10 protein-coding genes and 1 tRNA gene are annotated in these 18,428 nt (G+C 66.9%); 8 read left to right on the forward strand and 3 right to left on the reverse strand.

Translation table 11 applies throughout. From position 1 onward, the window contains the following. The first annotated feature begins 2 nt into the window (after positions 1 to 2). Positions 3 to 78: transfer RNA gene (locus JOF56_RS36945), tRNA-Cys, on the forward strand. 1 nt (position 79) lies between these two features. On the opposite strand, the gene JOF56_RS36950 is transcribed toward JOF56_RS36945, so the two are convergent. Beyond that, a complete protein-coding gene (locus tag JOF56_RS36950) occupies positions 80 to 913 on the reverse strand; it encodes a hypothetical protein (RefSeq protein ID WP_209644065.1) in 834 nt (277 codons plus the stop codon). A gap of 62 nt (positions 914 to 975) precedes the next feature. Next, positions 976 to 1,176, reverse strand: a complete 201-nt coding sequence (locus JOF56_RS36955) for a hypothetical protein (protein WP_209644066.1) — start codon at positions 1,174 to 1,176, stop codon at positions 976 to 978. A 187-nt stretch (positions 1,177 to 1,363) separates the two neighbouring features. Between JOF56_RS36955 and JOF56_RS36960 the strand changes: the two genes are divergently transcribed. The 6 genes from JOF56_RS36960 to JOF56_RS36985 all read left to right on the forward strand — a co-directional run bounded on the left by JOF56_RS36960 (position 1,364) and on the right by JOF56_RS36985 (position 12,631). Continuing rightward, on the forward strand, positions 1,364 to 4,423 hold the full coding sequence (locus JOF56_RS36960; RefSeq protein ID WP_209644067.1) for a hypothetical protein: 3,060 nt from the start codon (positions 1,364 to 1,366) through the stop codon (positions 4,421 to 4,423). Between the two features lie 39 nt (positions 4,424 to 4,462). Next, positions 4,463 to 5,341, forward strand: coding sequence for a hypothetical protein (locus tag JOF56_RS36965; RefSeq protein WP_209644068.1), 879 nt, complete (start codon positions 4,463 to 4,465; stop codon positions 5,339 to 5,341). A gap of 132 nt (positions 5,342 to 5,473) precedes the next feature. Then, positions 5,474 to 6,400: an AAA family ATPase gene (locus JOF56_RS36970; RefSeq protein ID WP_245378528.1), complete on the forward strand. Its 927-nt coding sequence runs from the start codon at positions 5,474 to 5,476 to the stop codon at positions 6,398 to 6,400. Beyond that, a complete protein-coding gene (locus tag JOF56_RS36975) occupies positions 6,397 to 7,530 on the forward strand; it encodes a DUF58 domain-containing protein (protein ID WP_209644070.1) in 1,134 nt (377 codons plus the stop codon). Before JOF56_RS36970 ends, JOF56_RS36975 begins: the two co-directional genes overlap by 4 nt. Further along, the gene (locus JOF56_RS36980) at positions 7,527 to 9,728 is read left to right on the forward strand and encodes a transglutaminase TgpA family protein (protein WP_209644071.1); all 2,202 of its coding nucleotides are present in this window, start codon (positions 7,527 to 7,529) and stop codon (positions 9,726 to 9,728) included. The genes JOF56_RS36975 and JOF56_RS36980 overlap by 4 nt, the downstream gene beginning before the upstream one ends. Continuing rightward, entirely contained in the window at positions 9,725 to 12,631 is a 2,907-nt protein-coding gene (locus JOF56_RS36985; protein WP_209644072.1) for a PKD domain-containing protein, read from the forward strand. Before JOF56_RS36980 ends, JOF56_RS36985 begins: the two co-directional genes overlap by 4 nt. Here the strand turns inward: JOF56_RS36985 and JOF56_RS36990 are convergent. Further along, positions 12,626 to 17,383 (reverse strand): nSTAND1 domain-containing NTPase, encoded by a 4,758-nt coding sequence (locus tag JOF56_RS36990; protein WP_209644073.1) that lies wholly within the window; start codon positions 17,381 to 17,383, stop codon positions 12,626 to 12,628. The two genes, JOF56_RS36985 and JOF56_RS36990, sit on opposite strands and share 6 nt — an antisense overlap. A 402-nt stretch (positions 17,384 to 17,785) precedes the next feature. Here JOF56_RS36990 and JOF56_RS36995 point away from each other — a divergent pair, with 402 nt between their 5' ends. Further along, positions 17,786 to 18,403: a hypothetical protein gene (locus tag JOF56_RS36995; protein ID WP_209644074.1), complete on the forward strand. Its 618-nt coding sequence runs from the start codon at positions 17,786 to 17,788 to the stop codon at positions 18,401 to 18,403. Positions 18,404 to 18,428 lie beyond the last annotated feature (25 nt).

The following is an 18,428-nucleotide window of genomic DNA, read 5'->3' on the forward strand; positions in this document are numbered from 1 at the left end:
CCGACGGGTCGTAGCGCAGAGGCAGGCGCGCCACCCTGCAAAGGTGGAGCACGCTGGTTCGAATCCAGCCGCCCGTCACCTACACATACGCGACTGCGCCGCTCGTGCTCACCAGCTCCGGCACCGTTCCGGCGAACGTCGGCAACAGCTGCGCCAGCACTGCCCACGCGTCCGGGTGCGCCCCGATCTCGGCGCGCACCAACGGCGCCAGCAGCGCGGCGGCCTCACCCACCCGATGCGGGAACAGCTGGGTACCGAAGTGCAACACCCCCAGCACGTTCTGCGGCGGCCTGCCGAGCTCGACGTACTCCCGCAGCTCGACGATGCCCGCCCTGCGCAGCCGATGAGTGAACTTGGGATGCGACCCGAACTGCGCGCGCACCTCCGGCGGGCAGTCGATCCGCTCGGTCAACGCCCACCGCACGTATCCAGGCAACGGCTTTGCCCGATCCGCCGCCGCGACCTCGGCCCAGTCGCGCCTGCCGACAGCTCGCACCGCCACTCGGGCCGAACCCATCGTCCGCGCCTCGCGCATCCCACCGATCAGGCCGTGCCCGCTGAGCGGGATGTCCGGTTCCGAGTGTGAACAGAACCGCCTGCCGCAGTGCCCAGGCACCGGCAGCCGCCCGGTCGCGCCACCGAACGGCAGGCCACGCAAGATGTCCCGCTTGATCGCGTCACAAGCGCCTGCCTGGTGGAACACCACCTGGTTGGTGGCGGGATCGTCGCGCTCGAGCATCCACAGCAACATCGACCTGGGCGCACCCAGCCGATTGAGCTCCCACGCGGCGCGGTCGTCAGGGTGCTGCTCCGGCTCACCGATCCCGAGCCGCCGCCGTACAGCGGCCGCGTCCTCCGGTTCGATGAGCGAGAGCAGGAAATGCACCCCCGGCACATCGTTCCCACTGTTCACGGCGGGAGTATCGCAGAGCGCCCGGCACGACCGCGCCGGATTTCCACCTCGTCGTCCCGGTGTCACAGCAGGCCGAGTTCGTGTAGCCGGATCAGCAGGCCGAACAGGCCACCACTGCCCAGCGTGGCGGCGAGCACGATCTTGAGGATGCCGGTCGCGCGAGTGGCTCGGCGATGGTCTTTGACGAACAGAGCCACCCAGCCCGCCGCCAGGAGCAGGGCGAGCAGGGCGACCGCGTACGTGACGATCACTATGGTCCACACTGAAGGTCTCCTCTTCGCGCCGGTGTTGGCGGAAACCTTGCTGGTGAATGCCGCTGTTGGAGTGAATCGCGGACACACCCGGACACGTACCACCTGTCCGCCCTGGTCGGCTCCTACGCTGGTGCACAGGTTGCGCGGACATTCCCGGACACCTGAACGGGCGCTGACTGCGGGTTAGGAGGTCGGTGTGGCGGGCGTCGACGCGCGGGCGTGGTTCGCTGAGCACTTAGGCGACCTGCGGCGTCGTGCTGGGTCACCCTCCTACCGGGACCTGGCCCGGCATATGGCCAATGACACCAGTCCGACGAGCCCGAAGGCCCTGGCTGATGTCGTCAACATCAAATTCAAGCCGCTGGCGCACACCACACTCAACGATCTGGTCATCGGCAAGCACCTGACGGCGCCGGACGCGTGGACGGTGTCGATGTTCGTGCTGGCGTGCGTGTCCTGGAGCGCCGAGCACGGGGCGCCGATCGCGCCGGACATGTCGGCGGACTCACTGCGTCAGGTGCTGGAGGTATGGCAAACCCGCCGCACCGAGTACGAAGCGCTGCTTCAGCACACCAGTCGGGCTCGTGGCAAGGGTGTCTGGTTCACCGACGGGGAGCTGGGCACTCACTGGAATCCGAGGGCTCGTGGCGTGGAACGAGGCAGCCAGGCCGGCTGGTATTTCACCGGCCGCACCCAGGTTCTGCGCGAGCTCGTCGCCTGGTTGACCGGCGACGCACCCGACGGGCGGGTGCGCGTGGTGACCGGAGGTCCTGGCTCAGGGAAGTCCGCGGTGCTGGCGCGGCTTGCCACGTTGGCCGATCCCGGGATCCGGGCGAATACACCACTGAACGACGTACCTGACGACACAGTGCCGACGGTTGGCTGTGTGGACCTGGCGATCCTCGCGCACGGCCGGTCCGCGCCCGATGTGCTCGAACGCATCGCCCGGGCAGTTGCGGTGGACTTGACCGCCGTCAGCGCGAATCGGCAGCTGGACGTGCTTGTCGATCACATCCTGGCCGGGCCTGTGCCGCTGACCGTCGTGGTGGACGCGCTCGATGAGGCAGCCGAACCACACGCCATCGGCCAAGCCCTGAGGGACATCGCGCGTGACGCGGCTTCAGCCGGGGTTCGTGTCCTGGTCGGCACGCGGCCAGGGCTCCGGGATGGATTGCTGACCGCATGCGGGCACCAGGCACAGGTCATCGACCTCGACCGCGAGCCCTGGCTGCAGCGCGACGACCTGGCCGGGTACGTGCGGCAACGGCTGTTGGCCACAGACGACCCGCGCACAAGCAGCCCATACCGGGATCGGCCCGATCTGGCCGCCAAGGTCGCGGACGCAGTCGCCGACCGTGCGTTCCCTACCTTTCTTTTCGCACAACTCATCAGCCGCGCATTGATCCTCGGTGACGCGGTCGCCGACCCGGCCGCACGCCTCCCAGGTACCGTGGCCGACGCCCTGGAGGACTACCTTCTCCGCTTCGGGAAGGACAGCACCCGCGCGCGTGACCTGCTCGTTCCGCTTGCCTACGCCCACGGCACGGGCCTCGCCCGGGACGACGCATGGGTGGAACTGGCGGGTGCGCTCGGCCAACGCACCTACACGTTGGCCGACTTGGACTGGTTGCTCACCACCGCGGCTGACTTCCTTGTCGAGCAGACGGTCGACGACGACGCGGTCCATCATCGGCTGTACCACCAAGCGCTGGTGGACTTCCTGCGACCGCCTGCCGCTGAAGACCTCGCCCAGCGGCGGATCACTCGCACACTGGTTTCACTTGTTCCTGCGGCCGCCGACAGCCGTCCTGATTGGACCGCCGCTCCGTCCTACGTGCGCCGCCACCTGGCCCGCCACGCCGCGGCCGCGGACCTGCTGCAACCGCTGCTCGATGATGCCGGATTCGTCCTCACCGCCGAGGACGAGGGGCTGAGGACGGCGATCAACCAGCGCCCTCGCGGCCTGTACCACCACCTCCTGCTCTTCTCCGCGAAGGACTGGCCCAGGCGGGCCGCTTCGCTGGAGCAGCGGGCGCGGCTGGTCGGCCTCGACCGCCTGGCCGAGGACGTCGCGCGGGTCGCCCCGGACCGGCCCTGGGCCACGCCATGGACGCACATCGGCGGAGAAGGAATCGACGAGCCCCACGGCTGTCCCCCTTACAACGTTTTCGATGCGACGGTGGTGGAAACCGGTGACGGGCCGGTTCTGATCCACAGTGGATTTCATCACCTGGTCGTCCGCCGGCTGTCCGACAGCCGGCGTCTGGCCACGCTGGGGGCACCTGAGCCCTACCGCGGCGACGAGGAGAATTTCGGCGACGACTGGTTCGCGCACCTCGGATGGGTCTACAGCCCGGACAGCGAGGCTCCCCACCCGTTCCATCAAGGCGCACCCATCTATTCCGTGGCGAGCGGACGGGTCAATGGCGAGACCTACGTCGTGGTCGGTGCCGACGATGGAGCGGTGCGACTCTGGCACCTCGGCCCAGCTGCGTCATGCGCAGTCCACGAAGGCACCCGCGCCGCTGCGGTCGACGCCTGGCGGACGAGGTCGCGGCTCGACGATGCCGGCTGGGGTGGTGCCTGGGTCAAAGGCGTGGCAATAGTCGACGGTGATCGTCCGATGGTGGTGGCCGCCGATCTGGGTGGCAGCGTGCACTTCCTTGACCTGGCATCCGGCACACCGGTACATCCCGCCGGAAAACACCCAGGCAACTGGTTGTGGACGGCCGCTGCGGGCGAGGTAGCCGGTAAGCCCATCTTCCTGACCGCCGGCAGTGTCGGTGACACCACCAACAAGGGTGCGGTGCAGATGTGGGACCCGGCCGCCGGTGTCCCGGTTGGTGATCCCATGCTGCACAACGACGTGGTCAGATCCGTCGCGGTTACCACACTGCAAGGCCGTCCGGTCGCAGTCACCCGCACGAACCTCGGGGAGATCAGTATCTGGGACCTCTCCACGCGTCGGCTGGTCCGGCAACAACGCACGCGGCTGATGACCACGTGGCCTGGAGCCGCCGTGACTGAAATCGCCGGCCGCCAGGTGCTTGTGTTCGGTTCGGCCATCGAGGGGTTCACCGTCGAACTGGTTGATCTCGCGTCGTTGGAGCACCTGGACAGCGTGGGGATCGGATCCGAGGTGCTGTCTGTGGTCGGCAGCGGGCCACTCGTTGTCGTCGGTTGTATGCGTGGCGTTCTGGCGCTGCGGTTGCATGAGGCGGTTGTGCGGTCGCCGGCCACATTTGTTGCCATGTAGAGATGATCAAGGCGAGTTCGAGCTCGTATTGTGCGCATTGTGAAGCATCAGTTGGTGCCTGTGCCCGCGATGGACAGGGCATTTCCATGGCGTTCGCCGCGCGACCCCATGAACCGCGTGTACGAGCCGTTCGCCGACGCCCACGGCAGGGTGCATCCGCGGATCGTGGCCCGTGCCGACGAGATCACCGCCTTGATGCTGAGGAACAGGTCCACGCTGAAGGCGATGGTCAGGGATCCCGACGAGCACCGGCTGCCCGACACCGTGACCAACAAGCAGCTGGAGGCGATGTGGCCGGTGCTCGAGCAGTCGGTCGCGGCCGAGATCAGACGGTTGACCAGAGGTGAGGCGCTGAAGTCACCCCCGGTGCGGATCGCCCTGGTGGAACGCAAACACGTCCCTCGGCACGAACGGGTGCTGGTCGGTCAGTGGGGACTGTTCCTCGCCCAGTGGCCGCCGAACCGGTCGGCGAGCCGTCGGCCGTCTCTGCTCAACGGGCGCATCCTCGGTGTCTACCTGGGTGCGGTGCTCGACGACCCGGATGATCTCGACTTCTGGGAGAAGACCTACCAGCGGTATCCGGCGTACGCCCTGGGGCTGGGGGAGGACACCAGGTACGAAAGCCTGATGGGCGCCGAGGGGGCGGCCAATGCCGCTGTCTTCGCCAACACCGCGACCAAGCTCGTCGACAAGCCCGACGGTCATGGGCAGGAATTCGCCATCGACGAGCAACGGGTCAACGCGATGTTCCTGGAGTTCGTGGTCCGGATGCCGCTTGCCGAGGGCGGCTTCAAACCGCAGATCATCGGCGCCGTGGTCGCCCTGGAGAACGCCTTCGACGAGAAGGCCAACCCGTACGGCTCGATCATGGTCGACTATGGCGAGACGTATCTGCCGAACCTGAACAAAGGTCCATGACCTGACCCTCGCGTATAACCCGGGCAGGTTGCCCATACTATGACGTCTCGGCGTGAGCACCGGAATAACCCTGCAGGTCTGGAGTGGCGCAAATTGCCCGATACGGCGACGTTTCACCGACGCTTTCTTCAGTTGACGGGAAATATCGAGGAGTTCATCCGGGGGAAGTCTGAGGTCGTCCGGCTGGCACTGGTGTGCCTGCTCGCCGAGGGGCACCTGCTGATCGAGGACGTCCCCGGGGTGGCGAAGACGTCCCTGGCCAAGGTGATCGCGCGGTCGGTCGCCGACGCGGCGGTCAGGCGCATCCAGTTCACGCCCGACCTGCTGCCGTCCGATGTGACCGGTGTGCAGATCTACGACCAGGCAAGCGGCGGTTTCGAGTTCCGCCAGGGCCCGGTGTTCGCCAACATCCTGCTGGGCGACGAGATCAACCGGGCCTCGCCGAAGACCCAGTCCGCATTGCTGGAGGTGATGGCCGAGCACCAGGTGACGGTGGACGGCGTTCCCTACGCGGTGCCGCACCCGTTCCTCTGCATAGCGACGCAGAACCCGATCGAGCAGCACGGTACGTATCCGCTGCCGGAGGCCCAGCTGGACCGCTTCCTGATGCGGATCTCCATCGGCTACCCCGAGGAACTGGCCGACGAGGTCGCGATCGTGACCGACGGGCTCGCCCGGCGACGGCCGGAGGAGCTCAAGCCGGTCGTGCAGCTCGACGAGCTGCGCGCGATGATCCTCGCGCTGCGGGATCTGCACGTCTCGGAGAAGGTCCGGACCTATGTCGCCATGATCACCAGGGCGACCCGCAAGCATCCGGACGTGCACCTGGGCGTCAGCCCGCGTGGCACCATCGCGTTGGCCACCGCCGCGCAGGCGTGGGCGTTGACGGAGGGCCGGGAGTTCGTCACGGCCGACGACGTCAAAGCCGTCGCGGTGCCGGTGCTGAACCATCGGCTGCTGCTGACCTCGGAGGCCAGGCTCCGCAAGCGGGCGCCGGAGGCGATTGTGGCCGAGATCCTGGACGGAGTCCCGGTTCCTCGTCTGCCGGAACAGAAGTGATCACCAGAACGGGCGTGACGGTGGCCGGGTCGGCCGTGATCCTGCTGCTGGCAGGTGCGTGGGCCGACTCACCGGAGTTCGTCATCCTCGGTTTCGCCTGTGTGATGGCGCTGCTGGTCGCGTTGACGTGGCTGCTTGTGCGTCCTCGGTTGTCGGTGGTGCGGGAGATCGATCCTGTACGGGTGGAGGAAGGTGCTGTCGTCCACGCCATGCTGACCGTGACAAACATCGGGCGTCGCCGCAGTACTCCTTCGGTGGCTGTGGAGACAGTCGACGATTCTCGTGTCACGGTGCCATTGCCCAGCCTGGCCGTCAGCGAGAACTTCGAAACGGTGTACACGTTGCCGGCTTTCCGTCGTGGCCGGTACGTGATCCCGCCGGTCACGCTCGATCACGCCGATCCGCTCCGGTTGTTCCATAGTGGACGGACCGGTGGGCGTGAGTCGGTGTTGTCGGTGTACCCGCGGGTGCATCACATCGACCCGCTGCCGTTGGGCGGTCCGCGTGACGTGGAAGGGCCGACCTCGGCCAACTCATCGCACGACGGCGTGGCTTTCCACAGCCTGCGTGCCTACCAGCCCGGTGACGACTGGCGGCGGATCCACTGGAGGTCCACGGCGCGTACCGGGGAACTCATGGTCAGGCACAACGTGGTTCCCAACGAGCCGCGTCATCTGGTCATCCTCGACACCAGTGCGAAGCCGTACAGTGGCTCCTCGTTCGAGGAGGCAGTGCGAGTTGCCGCGTCGTTGTGCGTGGCAGCCGAAAGAGTGGGTTACCCCGTCGCCTGCGGCACCACCGCTGACCTGGAAGTCGCGGACGGGGAAGCCGCGGCCCTGGATCTGTTGTCCGGCGTGCAGTGCTCGGCAGTAGATCGCGGCCTGCCGTCGCTCAACGACGTGCTTCGTGAAGTCGTGTCCACCGGGGAGCGGGTGGCCCTGAGTGTCGTGACCGGCCAGGCCGATCATGATCAACTGATGGAGCTCGCGGTGCTGAGAATGCAGTTTCCCGCAGTCACCCTGGTCCACATCGGACAAGCCGATGTGGGTGCCTTGCCTGGTGTGGTGACGATCGGCGCAGGCACCAGTGCGGAGTTCGAAGCCAGATGGAATCAGCTGGGCCGGCCATGAACCGGGACACGCTGTTCCGGCTCGCCGAGGTGGCCATGTGCGCGGTCGCGACGATCGCGACCGGGCTGCTGTACGGCCGGTTCTTCGCGTCCCTCGGCTATCTGCCAGCGGTTTGCGTCGCCGCACTGGTCGGTGCCCTGGTCGCTGCGGTGACCGGGCTGCGGCGGTGGCGGATGTCGCTGACCCTGCTGTTGGCGGTCGCCGGCTTCGCAGTCGTGGCCGTCTACGGCGTGTTCCGCAGCACCCTCTACTTTGGCCTGCCCACCTGGAACACCGCGTCGCAGCTGGCGCGGGGCGTGCTCGACGGATGGGTACGCATGCTCCTGGTGGCACCGCCCGCGGACACCCAGGCAGATCTGCTGATCACCCCGGTGCTCATCACCTGGATCGCGGCGTTCACGGCGGCCACACTCGCTTTGCGGACCCGAAGTGTGCTCGCACCGATCGCACCCGCCCTGGTGGCGTTCGCCCTTGCGTTGCTGTACCTCGGAAAACAGCCCGGTATCCACCTCACAGCCACGATCCTCTTCCTGGCGGCCGGGCTTTCGCTGATGTTGCTGCGGACCATCCGCGTCGGGGCCTGGTCGGAGCGCGACCAGAGAACAATGACCAGCAGGCTGGTTTTCGGCGTGCCTGCCGTGGTCGTGATCGCGGTGCCTGCCGTTCTCTATGGTCAGGTATCGCCGTTGGCCTCGGGTGAGCAGCGGTTCGACCCACGCACGCTCAGGCCTCCGCCGGTGCGGATCATCGACACGCTCACCCCACTGGCCACGCTCAAGGGGCAGCTGCGGGAGGAACCGCCCCGCCGGTTGTTCACCGTGCGCGTGGACGGCCAGGAGCGGCTGGACCGGATCAGAGTCGCCGCGTTGAACCAGTTCGATGGCGTGTCATGGGCGTCGACGGACCAATTCCTGATCGCAGGCCGTCAGCTCGCGGCGGATCCCGCGATGACCAAATCCCGGACGGTGTCCGCACGCGTCGAAATCGAGGACCTCAGCGGACCGTTCCTGCCTGCGATCGGCTGGCCCGATCGGCTCGACATCGCACAGAGCGACGAGAACCCTGTCGGCTTCAGCACGACTTCCGGCGTGCTCGTCAGCACCCTGCGGTCATTGCGCGGAGTCACATACGACGTTGCCGGGGAAGTAACCGACCGCGACGACGGGCTGTTCCGGGCGACACCGACCACCACACCGGAATACCGCGGCAACACCGAATTGCCGGGAGACATGCCGCCGCTGTTGCGGGCGCTGGCACAGCAGCTCACAGCCACCGAACCGACGCCGTACGGCAAGCTGTTGGCGATCGAGGAGCACTTGCGTGGCCTGCCATACGGGCTCGAGGGGCTTTCCGGACACTCCTATGCCGCCCTGGTCAGGCTGCTGACCCGGACCAGCGTCGGAAACGCCGAGCAGAACGCGTCGGCATTCGCGGTACTTGCCCGAAGTGCGGGTTTCCCGGCAAGGGTCGCCGTCGGGTACAGGCTCGGCGAAAGGTCGGGCGACTCCTACGTCGTGACCACCCATGACGCACACGCCTGGGCAGAGGTGCACTTCGACGACTACGGCTGGGTCGCGTTCGAGCCCACCGACATGTCGCAGGGCGGCTCCGGATCATCGGACCGGCCGACAACCGCTCCGCGACCCGCGGAAGCTCCAGTGGCCCAGCCGCCTGCGGACGTGCGGCCGCCGCCGACGGCTCCACGGCCGGGAAACAACCAGCGAGAAGGGCTGTTGGAGGCAGCGTTCGTGGCTGCCGGTCCCATGGCTCTCCTCGTCCTCCTGATGTTGACGATCTTGGGATTGAAGGCACGCAGACGACGGCGCCGCCGCCGTGCGCGTGGCAACGCCGCACGTGTGATGGGGGCATGGCAGGAAGCCGCAGACCGGCTGATCGAACGGGGCATTCCGACATCGGGGTCGCTTACCGCCAGTGAGATCGCGGTACACGCTACGGGTACGCTGGGTAATGCCGCGAACCCGTTGGTGGAAATGGTGCCATTGGCCACGATGGCGGTGTACGCGCGCGACGAGCCGGACGACGATGACGTGTACCGGGCGTGGCAGCTTGAGTCGCAACTGCGGCGGCAGCTGTACCCGGGACGCTTCTCCGTGCGACGGCTCCGGGCGAGGCTCGATCCGCGGCCGGTCATCGCCGGGTGGCGGCAGGCCAGACAACCGGGGGAGTCACCGAGATGATCAGTATCAGTGGTCACGTGGCGCGTTGGGCCGGCCCGATATGGCAGGGGCGGCGTGTGGTGGCGGGGGTCGTCGCAGTCGCCACGGTGGCCACGGGAATTGTCGTCGGCTGGGATCACGCGGGCGACCGCGCCCCACAGGTCCGGTTACACCCGGGCACTGCATGGGTCGCGTCCGACGAGGTCGGGCAGCTGACCCTGCTGGACGGCGCCTCGGGAGAGGTGGCCGCCCAGGTCCAGGTCGGCCAGCCAGGCACTGACCTGTACGCCACGCAGCAAGGGGCAGCTGGATACGTCCTCAACCGCGCGGCGGGGTCTGTCATCCGTGTTGACGGCGCGACGCTCGGGCTCTCCCGCCCGTTGGCACCGGCCGCGGGAGCCGGTGCTCAGCTCAGCGTGTTCCCGACGCCGCACGCGCTCTACATCCTGGACACAGCGCGCGGACTGCTCATGAAGGCAGACCCGGAGACACTGGAATCCCGGGGAGATCCACACCAGCTGACCGCCGGGGCGTCGGTGGACGGGGCCGTGATGGACGCCGACGGTCACCTCTGGGCGCTCGACCAGCAGTCCGGCGAACTGGTCTGGTTCTCCGACGGGACCCGCCAGGCACGGCCCCAGGCGCACACCCCCGGCAGGAGCAAGCTGACCCAGACCGCGGGCGGGCCTGCTCTGCTGGACTCGGCGCGCGGCGCAGTGGAGTTCCTGGACCCGAAAACCGGTCTGGTCCAGCAGTCGGCCGCGATACAACTCCAGCCTGACGACACTGTGGCGGTGAGCGGGTCCGCGGACGAACGCAGGCTGCTGGTCGCGGTCGGCGCCCGCGGACAGTTCGTGAGCTGCTCATCCGGCAACAACGCGTGTGCCGCTCCGGTCGAGTTGAGCCAAGGTCCGGCGGATCTTGGCGAGCCGGTCGAAGCGAATGGCCACGCGGTGGTGCCCGACTACGCGACCGGCCGGATCTGGATCGTCGACCTCGCCGCGGGGCGAGTGGTGGCCGAACGCCGGCTTTTCGACCGTTCCGTGCGATTCGAGCTGCTCGTCCGGGACGGTGTGGTCTTCTACAACGACCCCCGCGGCGAGCAGGCCGGTGTCATCGACCTCGACGGCCGGATCCGGCCGATCACCAAGTACCGGCCAGGACAACCGACTCAGACGCCACCCTCGGCCGCGGTTTCCACCGGGCCCGGCTCAGCCTCGCAAGTCGCGGCACCACCGCCCACCGGCCCACGACCTGTCACCCAGCCTGCCCCAGAGGTATCCATCGCGATCAGCCCGCGCAACCGGGGACTTGTCGGCGAGGAGTTCGGGTTCATGGTGACGGCCAAAGGTGCGCGGCGCCTCAGTAGTGCACAGTGGACATTCGGCGACGGCACTGGGGCGACCGGCTTCGTGCCGCGGCACAAGTACGACCGCGCTGGGACGTACTCGGTCGCTGTCGCGGCGCGATCGCGTGAAGGGCAGGCCGTCAACGCGACGGCCCAGGTCGTGGTCGACTCCCCGGACTCGCCGCCGACTATTGTCCGGATCAACGTCGAGCCCGAGACTCCTCGCGTTGGTGAGCAGGTACGGTTCAGCGCCGAACTGGCCGGTGGGCGGCTGCAGGGCTCGGCGTGGACAGTGACCGGGGAAGCAGGCACCGAAGCCACCTCGAACGAGGCGGTGCTCCAGCACGTTTTCACCAAGCCGGGCACGTACACCGCGACCCACACCGTGACCTCCGGTAGCGCGACAGTTCAGCAGTCCAAACAGTTCACCGTGACGCCCGAGACGCCCGAAGTGCGCTGTGGAGACGTCATCAGGGCTGACACCGTCCTGACCAAGGACCTCAACTGCACCGGCGACGTCGGCCTGAAGATCGCCGCCGGCGACGTCGTACTCGACCTCGGCGGCCACAAGATCGCCACTGACAACCCTCAGGCGCCGCGGAAGGGGATCGTCCTCGCGGAGACCATCAGGAACGTCACCATTCGCAATGGCACGGTCACCCAGTTCCGGACGGGTGTCGAAATGATTGACGTTTCGGATGTCACTCTCGCAAATGTGACCGTGTCCGGGTCGCCTGCGCCGCGTGACAAAGAATTTTTCGGGGTCCTCGCCGAAAAGGCCCGCAATGTCCGGATGCGCAGCGTCACACTGAACGGTTTCAGTCCTTTCTACTTCGAGCGAGAGTCGTCGGTCGTATTTACCGGGTCGAGTATCGTGGGAGATGACGCCCAGGGGTCGTCCTATTGCGCCCACAGTACGTGTGCCTTCCAGGCGGAAACCGACATTCGAGTGAGATATCTCATGTGTAGTTTTAACCCGGGTGCCAGTTCCGTGATGAGCATCGAATCGAGTGTCGTGGTCCTCGTCGAGTATTTCGGGGGCGGCTGCAACGAGACCTCGGTGAGCAACAACCTGGTGAAGGGTCTTATCAACGTGGACGGCGACAGAAACGTCGTCACCAGAAACAAGATGGAAAAGAATCCCACTATGATAGTGCGTGGGGAGTTCGTTGTTTCTTACAATGAGTTCGCTGGCGCGGAAACGCAGGGATTGAGTCTCGATGATGGCTGGGGCTCGATCAAGGGTGAGGTGATTGGAAACAGCTTCACCGGCAGCAGGGGGCATGGTATGCGGGTGGTTCAGGATGTTCCGAACGCCCCGGTCGGACCCCTGAAGATCTCGGACAACAAGTTCATTTCCAACGGCCTTGATCCAGAGTATCCGGAATACGGGCGCGATGGTCTTCGGATCGAGGATCTCGTTGCGGGTAGTCATGTCGAGGTGTCGAACAACCATGCGGAGAACAACGCTGAATATGGCATGATCGCTCCCCCTGGAGTCGTGACGATCGACGTGGGGAACACCGCGAAAGGAAACCCGAAAGGGTGTGCCGGTATCGTCTGCCAGCCGTTATGAGCAAGGTCGAGCGGGATCGGCCCCGGCCGGTAGAAGTTCGCGCTCTTCGGGCGTGTAGTCGCGATTGTTGATGCGGCACAGCTGGTCGATCCAATGCTGTGGCGTCATGTCGATCGCGACCGGCCTGTTCGCGGTGGCGGCGACCAGGACGTTGTCGCGTATCGCCCAGGCGCTTGTCGGCCCGGGAACGCGGACGCTGGCAACGGCGATGCCGGTTTCGGGATCCCAGACCTGCACAGTGCCGCTGCCCGCATCGGCGATCAGCTTGCCGTCGGCGGAGAACGCCACAAGTGACAGTTCACCCGGCATCGGCCTCGGCGGCGGTCTCGGGCTGTCGACTTCTGGAGTCCACAACTCGAGTTGCCCGTCGTTCTTGTAGTGCAGTGCGACCCGGATGGGGGCCGTTTCGGAGATCACCGCGGCAGCCTGGCTTCCCGGCCGGGGTTGCATGGATCGCGCGAGCGTAGCCATGGTGACGTCCCACAACTCGACGCCGTCCGTCGACGTGACGACCATGAAGCCGGACTGTCCGGGCACCGGGATCGCGACGGCACGCTGGGAGAAGTCGTACGTCTTGGCATTCTCTCCGTTACGCAGGTCGAGCACGTTGGTCATCTGCTCGCCTGTGCTGACTCGCCACGTGGCGACCCTGGCGCTGATCACCAAGGCGACCTCGTCTTCACGGGTGGGAACAATGGAAGCGTTCGGGCTCTTTCCGATGGCGGCAGGGTCGACGACCATGTCCTTGGGCGGGGTGATCCGGCGTTCCGTGGCGAAATCGGCGGCTGAAAGCACCACGAGTTCGCCGGTTTCGCCGAGCGCCAGCAGCCGTTTGCCGTCGTCGGTGAAGGCCAGCCGAGGGTTCTTGGCCAGCCGGAGTTTGCCTGCCGTCGTCCCCGGCCCGCCGGCCCGTCGCCGTCGGGTGGTGAGGTCTGTTGCGAGCAGTCCCTGGTCGGTCAACGTCACCAGCAGATGTCCGTCCGGGCTCAACGCCGTGAAACCGGGATCCGTCGAAGGAACGGATTGGGTGAAGTCGTCAACGGGGCCGGTCGCATGCAAGCGGAACAGTGTGCCGTCGGTGCCGAACATGAAGACCGTGGGCGGCCCTGACTTGCCCGGCACCACCATGATCGGTTCCGTGTTGTACTTCGTGAGGTCGTTCTCCGGCTGCCGGTAGGGCTTGGGCGGGCACTGGAGCGAATACGTGTCGCCGGTGGCCAGGTCGATCAGCACGAGCTGCCGGAAGGACGCTGGGGCCGACCCGTCGTCGACCACGGCGTATCTGCCGCTCAAGTCCGTCAGACCTTGGGCGGTTGCCGGGCAGCCGGGCGTGTACCGGCTGAAGCGAACCGCGCCGGTGGCGGGGTCCACGATGGACAGTCGATTGTTCTCGCAGTCGGCGGCCACGCCACGCGGCGTGATGAAATCCACTGTGGTGTCCCGCAGAGTGGCACCCGTGTCCAAGTCACGCAGGACGTTGTGCCGTGTCCCATCCAGGCGCTGTTCGCTGAACCACGCGCTCTTGCCGTCCGGCTCGATTCGTTGGACGGAAACAGCTTCGACAGGTGCGTCTGCGGTGAAGCCGTCCGTTGCCGGTTGGCGCTGCGTGATATCCCATACTTCGACGGAGTTCGACGTCGCCGGTCCTGTTCGCCGCAACGTCACCACGAACAGTTGGCTGTCCGGGGAAAAAGCCGCGCTGGAAAGGCTGGTCGGTTGCTTGGTGTCGGCCGGGCCTTCGGGGGACCGCAGCGGGACCGGACCGCTGCGCCGGCTGATGTCCCAGAGCGAGATAGTGCCGCGTTCGTCGATGACCGCGAGCCAACGGCCGTCCGGGCTCACCAGGATTCCCCGCTGGCCGGGCATGGTGGTCACGAACCAGCTTTGCGGTGCGGTCCCGAACAGGCCGGTCCACACGGTGATCTTGCCGTCCTCTTCCGCGACCGCGGTTACCTGGCCGTCCTCGGAGGTGGCGAGCCCGTTCACGGTTGCCGACCACAGGCCTGAACGGACCTCGTCGACTGCCGCGTACTTGAGGTACTGCTGCAACAGTGCCGCGTACGCCTCCGGCCGGTTCGAGTCGTGGCGCCAGGCCGCCTGGGCGAACTGCAGTGCTGCCAACGGATTGGTGTCGCTGCGCCGCAACGACTCCTGTCCCAGGGCGACCGCTGCGGTCTGTCGCAACTGGTCGGTGAGTTCGTTGTTGCGGTTGATGGCCACCACGGCGGACACGGCCCCGACCAGGGCGAGCACTCCGATCAACGCGGTGATCATCCTCAGTCGGCGTGATCCCCGGCGCTCATGCGTGCGGCTGGCGGTGATGTACGCGCGTTCGTCGTCGGTGAAACCAGACGGATCCTTGGCGAGCCAGTCCTGTGCCGTGGCAAGGGGTGCACCACGCAGCAAGGTGCCGTGATCCCGGTTGGCCTGCCGCCACTGCCCGAGCGCGATCCTGAGTTGTTCCTGCCACGACCGGAAGTCCCGGGCAGCGATCAGCCATTCCCGCAACCTCGGCCATTGCTGGACAAGGTCCTCATGGGCCAGTGCGACGACTTCGGCCTGCCCGGGATCGTGCCGCAGGACTACCAGGTGGTGTTCGGCGAGTGTCTGCGCCAGGGTGCGGGACTCGGGATCGAGGCGGTCGAGCCGGGCCGGGGCCAGCGTGAACGTCCCGTCGTCGCCGGGCCTGGCCAGCTGCACGAGCAACCGTTCGGCGAGTTTTTGCTCGTCCGGCAGCAGGTTTCGGTCGTAGACCTCTTGGGCATAGGAGGCCAGCGGCCCGGCCACTCCACCCTGCTCGTCGTATGTGCGGTGGGTCAGCGTGCCGCCTTGATGCGACTCCCACAGCCGCGTCAGCGCGAACTCCACGATCGGCAACTGGCTGGGAGCGTCCGTCGTGTCGGCGATGATCCGGTCGACGAGACCCGGTTCGAAGGTCACCAGGGGCAGATCGGCCGGTCCGGTGATCGCTTCCCGCAGCTCCGCGGGCCCCATTCTCGGCAGCGGCAGAGTCTGCGGCGCCGGGGCGAACTCAGCGGCGAGCAAGCCGTCGAGATCCTCTGAGCGCGCCGTGAACACGGCCCGTAGCGCCGGTGTCGTCGCAGGTCGAGGCGGTGCCGCCCGCAGCAGGGCGGCCACGAGGTCGAGCAGTTGCCGTGCCGCGTCCTTCTCGGCCGCGACGAGTTGTTCGAACTGGTCCACGAACAGAACCAGGTGCCCGGCCTTCTCGACGATCGCGTCGGCCAGCGAGGCGATGTCCCGGGTGGCCGGCTCGAATCCCAGAACCGGCGCCAGCGCCCGCCCCAGGAGTTCGCGTGGCTCGACACCGGCGGCCGGCCGCAACGTCGCCAACGCGATGTCGCGCTGGCGTAGCAGGGGGAAGAGCCCAGCCTGGACGAGCGACGACTTCCCGTTCCCGGACGCCCCGGTGACCAGCACCAGGGGATGCTGCTCGACCAGCGCGGCGAGTTGCCGGATCTGCGGGTCACGGCCCCGGAAGAACCTCGCGTCCTGCTCCTGGAAAGGCCGCAGGCCGCGATACGGGGACTCAGGCCGCGCGGCCCGATGCAGTTCCGGGTCCGGCTTGGTCCCGTTCGCGGTGAGCACCGACACGAGCGCGGTGGCGTGAATGGCGCGGATGGACACGTAACGCTGGTTGTCCAAATCGGACGGCGGAGTGTGGTCGGTGGCGGGCACCTGCAGGTAGTCGGTGTACGCGGCGGTCGCGCGCAGGAACTCGGCCCGGCGTGCGGAGACTGTCGAGGCCAGCGGTGCGAGGGGACGTTCGTCGATCGTCCGGAACAAGGTGCTAACGCGATCGTCGGTGTGGGTGCGCAACCGCCGCAACCACTCGCCGGTGTCCCGGCTGAGCAGCAGGAGGCGTGCGGGCGGGAACGTGGGGGAGCGCTCCATCAACGCGGCGGCCATGGCCTGGACCTGCTCGAAGCGGGTCTCGGCGTGGTCGATGACCACCAGGAGCGGGCTTTCGGTCCGGCTCAGGTTGATCAGGTCGGCGATGGCGGCGTTGTCGTGCACCGCGCCGGCGACCCAGCCGTGCGCGGTCATGTCCTGGCACAACTGCTGGGCCAGCCGTGTCTTCCCCTGCCCGGCAGGCCCGGTGACCACATGCGCCGACACCGGTTTCGGCGCGCCCAGCCGTGCCTTCAGCTCGGCGAGTTCGGTCTCCCGCCCGTCGAAGGGCACCAACTGGTACTCGGGACGCAGCCACGCACTGGGCTCCAGGTTCACACTCGGCGGCGTGGCCGTGGCGAAAACCCGGTTGAGCACCAGGCCAGGGACAAGGTCACCCAGCTCGTCGACCAGACGGGCAAGGTCACGCGTGTCATTACGATGGCTCAGCCGGAGGAACTGACAACGCGCCAGCGGCGCCAGGTCGGGCGGCAGTTCAGGCTCGGAAAGGCCGACGGTGTGATCCAGGAACACCGGAATTACCCGCAGGCCGTGCCGGAAGGCCTCGACAATCTCCCGGTGCACCCAGTCGTCCGGGGCATCGACCTCACGGCGGCGCTGCCGATCAGTGACCGAATGCCACCGCGACCCGATCACCGCGAGCAGCACATCGGACTGCCGCAGCCGCTCCAGAATCTTCTGCGCGAAGTCCTCACCAGGGCGAATGGACCTGCTCGCGAGAAACACATGCTCGGCCCCGAACCGGGCCACCAGCACCCTGGTGATCAACGTCGCCGCGAACTCGCCGTCCCCGGTGCGGTAGTTGATGAATACCCCACCCACGTGACATCCCCCGTGCACCGAGACCTGATGAGCCGTCGCTCTCGGTGTCGAGGCTAGCCGTACTGGCGAACACCTGGCCGACCGGTCGCCCTGCTGACCGCGTACGGCCTGCCGACCGGCACCGCGGTGCAGCAGACGACCGGTACGATTCCGGCCGCAATGGCCGGCCGGCCCCTGGGCAGGACGTTTCACGGGTCCGGTGGTTGGCGAATTCCTGGGTAGTCCATGCAGTGGTAATGCGTATGGGTAACTTCTCCCATGAACGGCTGGGCTGTTGGGCTCTTACCTGCCCTGTCGCGCGCGTGTCAATATCGGTATGAAGTGGCTCCAATTCTGGCACATATTGCTTCAGGTGAACCAGGTCAGTGAGAAAGGATCACCATGCGAAGAATCCTGCTTGCCATGGTCGTCGCGTTGGTTGGGGTGATGACGCTGCCGGCCGCGGCCGACGCCACGCCACGGCCGAATTCGCCCGACTCGTTCCCATTTTGCCTGCCTTATGTCGAACAATTTGCCGGGCCGCCCCGCATTGTCTGGGACTGCCGCCCGATCCCCCTGGCCGAGCGGACGCTGCCTCCCGGCTGGCCGGATCCTCCGCCTTTTCCTCCCTGTCCCTGCCCGTTCGCCATCGAACTCAATCTGAACGCGGTGCTTCCGGCGGGTCCCGCCAGTATGGCCATGTCCCGGATTCACGAGGGCTTCTACTACCTCGGTGCAGCCGCGGTCACGAGTGATCCCGGGCAGGCCGCTCAGTGGCACAACACTGCCATGAACGCCTTCACCACCGCGGCGCGGATGCTCGGCGGACGAGCGCTGCCGGCGGCACGTGGGGGATTCTTCGACCGAGCCCGGAATGCATTCCTGCCGGCCCCCTATCCAGGCCCCCAACTGGCCGTGGACTACCTCAGGAATGGCATGACATTGCTCCAGCAGTGGCTTGTCACTCAGAATCCTCAACTGTGGGATCTGGTCGTTCCGCAGCTCGACAATGCCTACACCGCCATGACGCAGTACTCATGACCTAGGTCAGTAGGGTGAAACCACT

Source organism: Kibdelosporangium banguiense, from assembly GCF_017876405.1.
GTDB lineage: Bacteria > Actinomycetota > Actinomycetes > Mycobacteriales > Pseudonocardiaceae > Kibdelosporangium > Kibdelosporangium banguiense.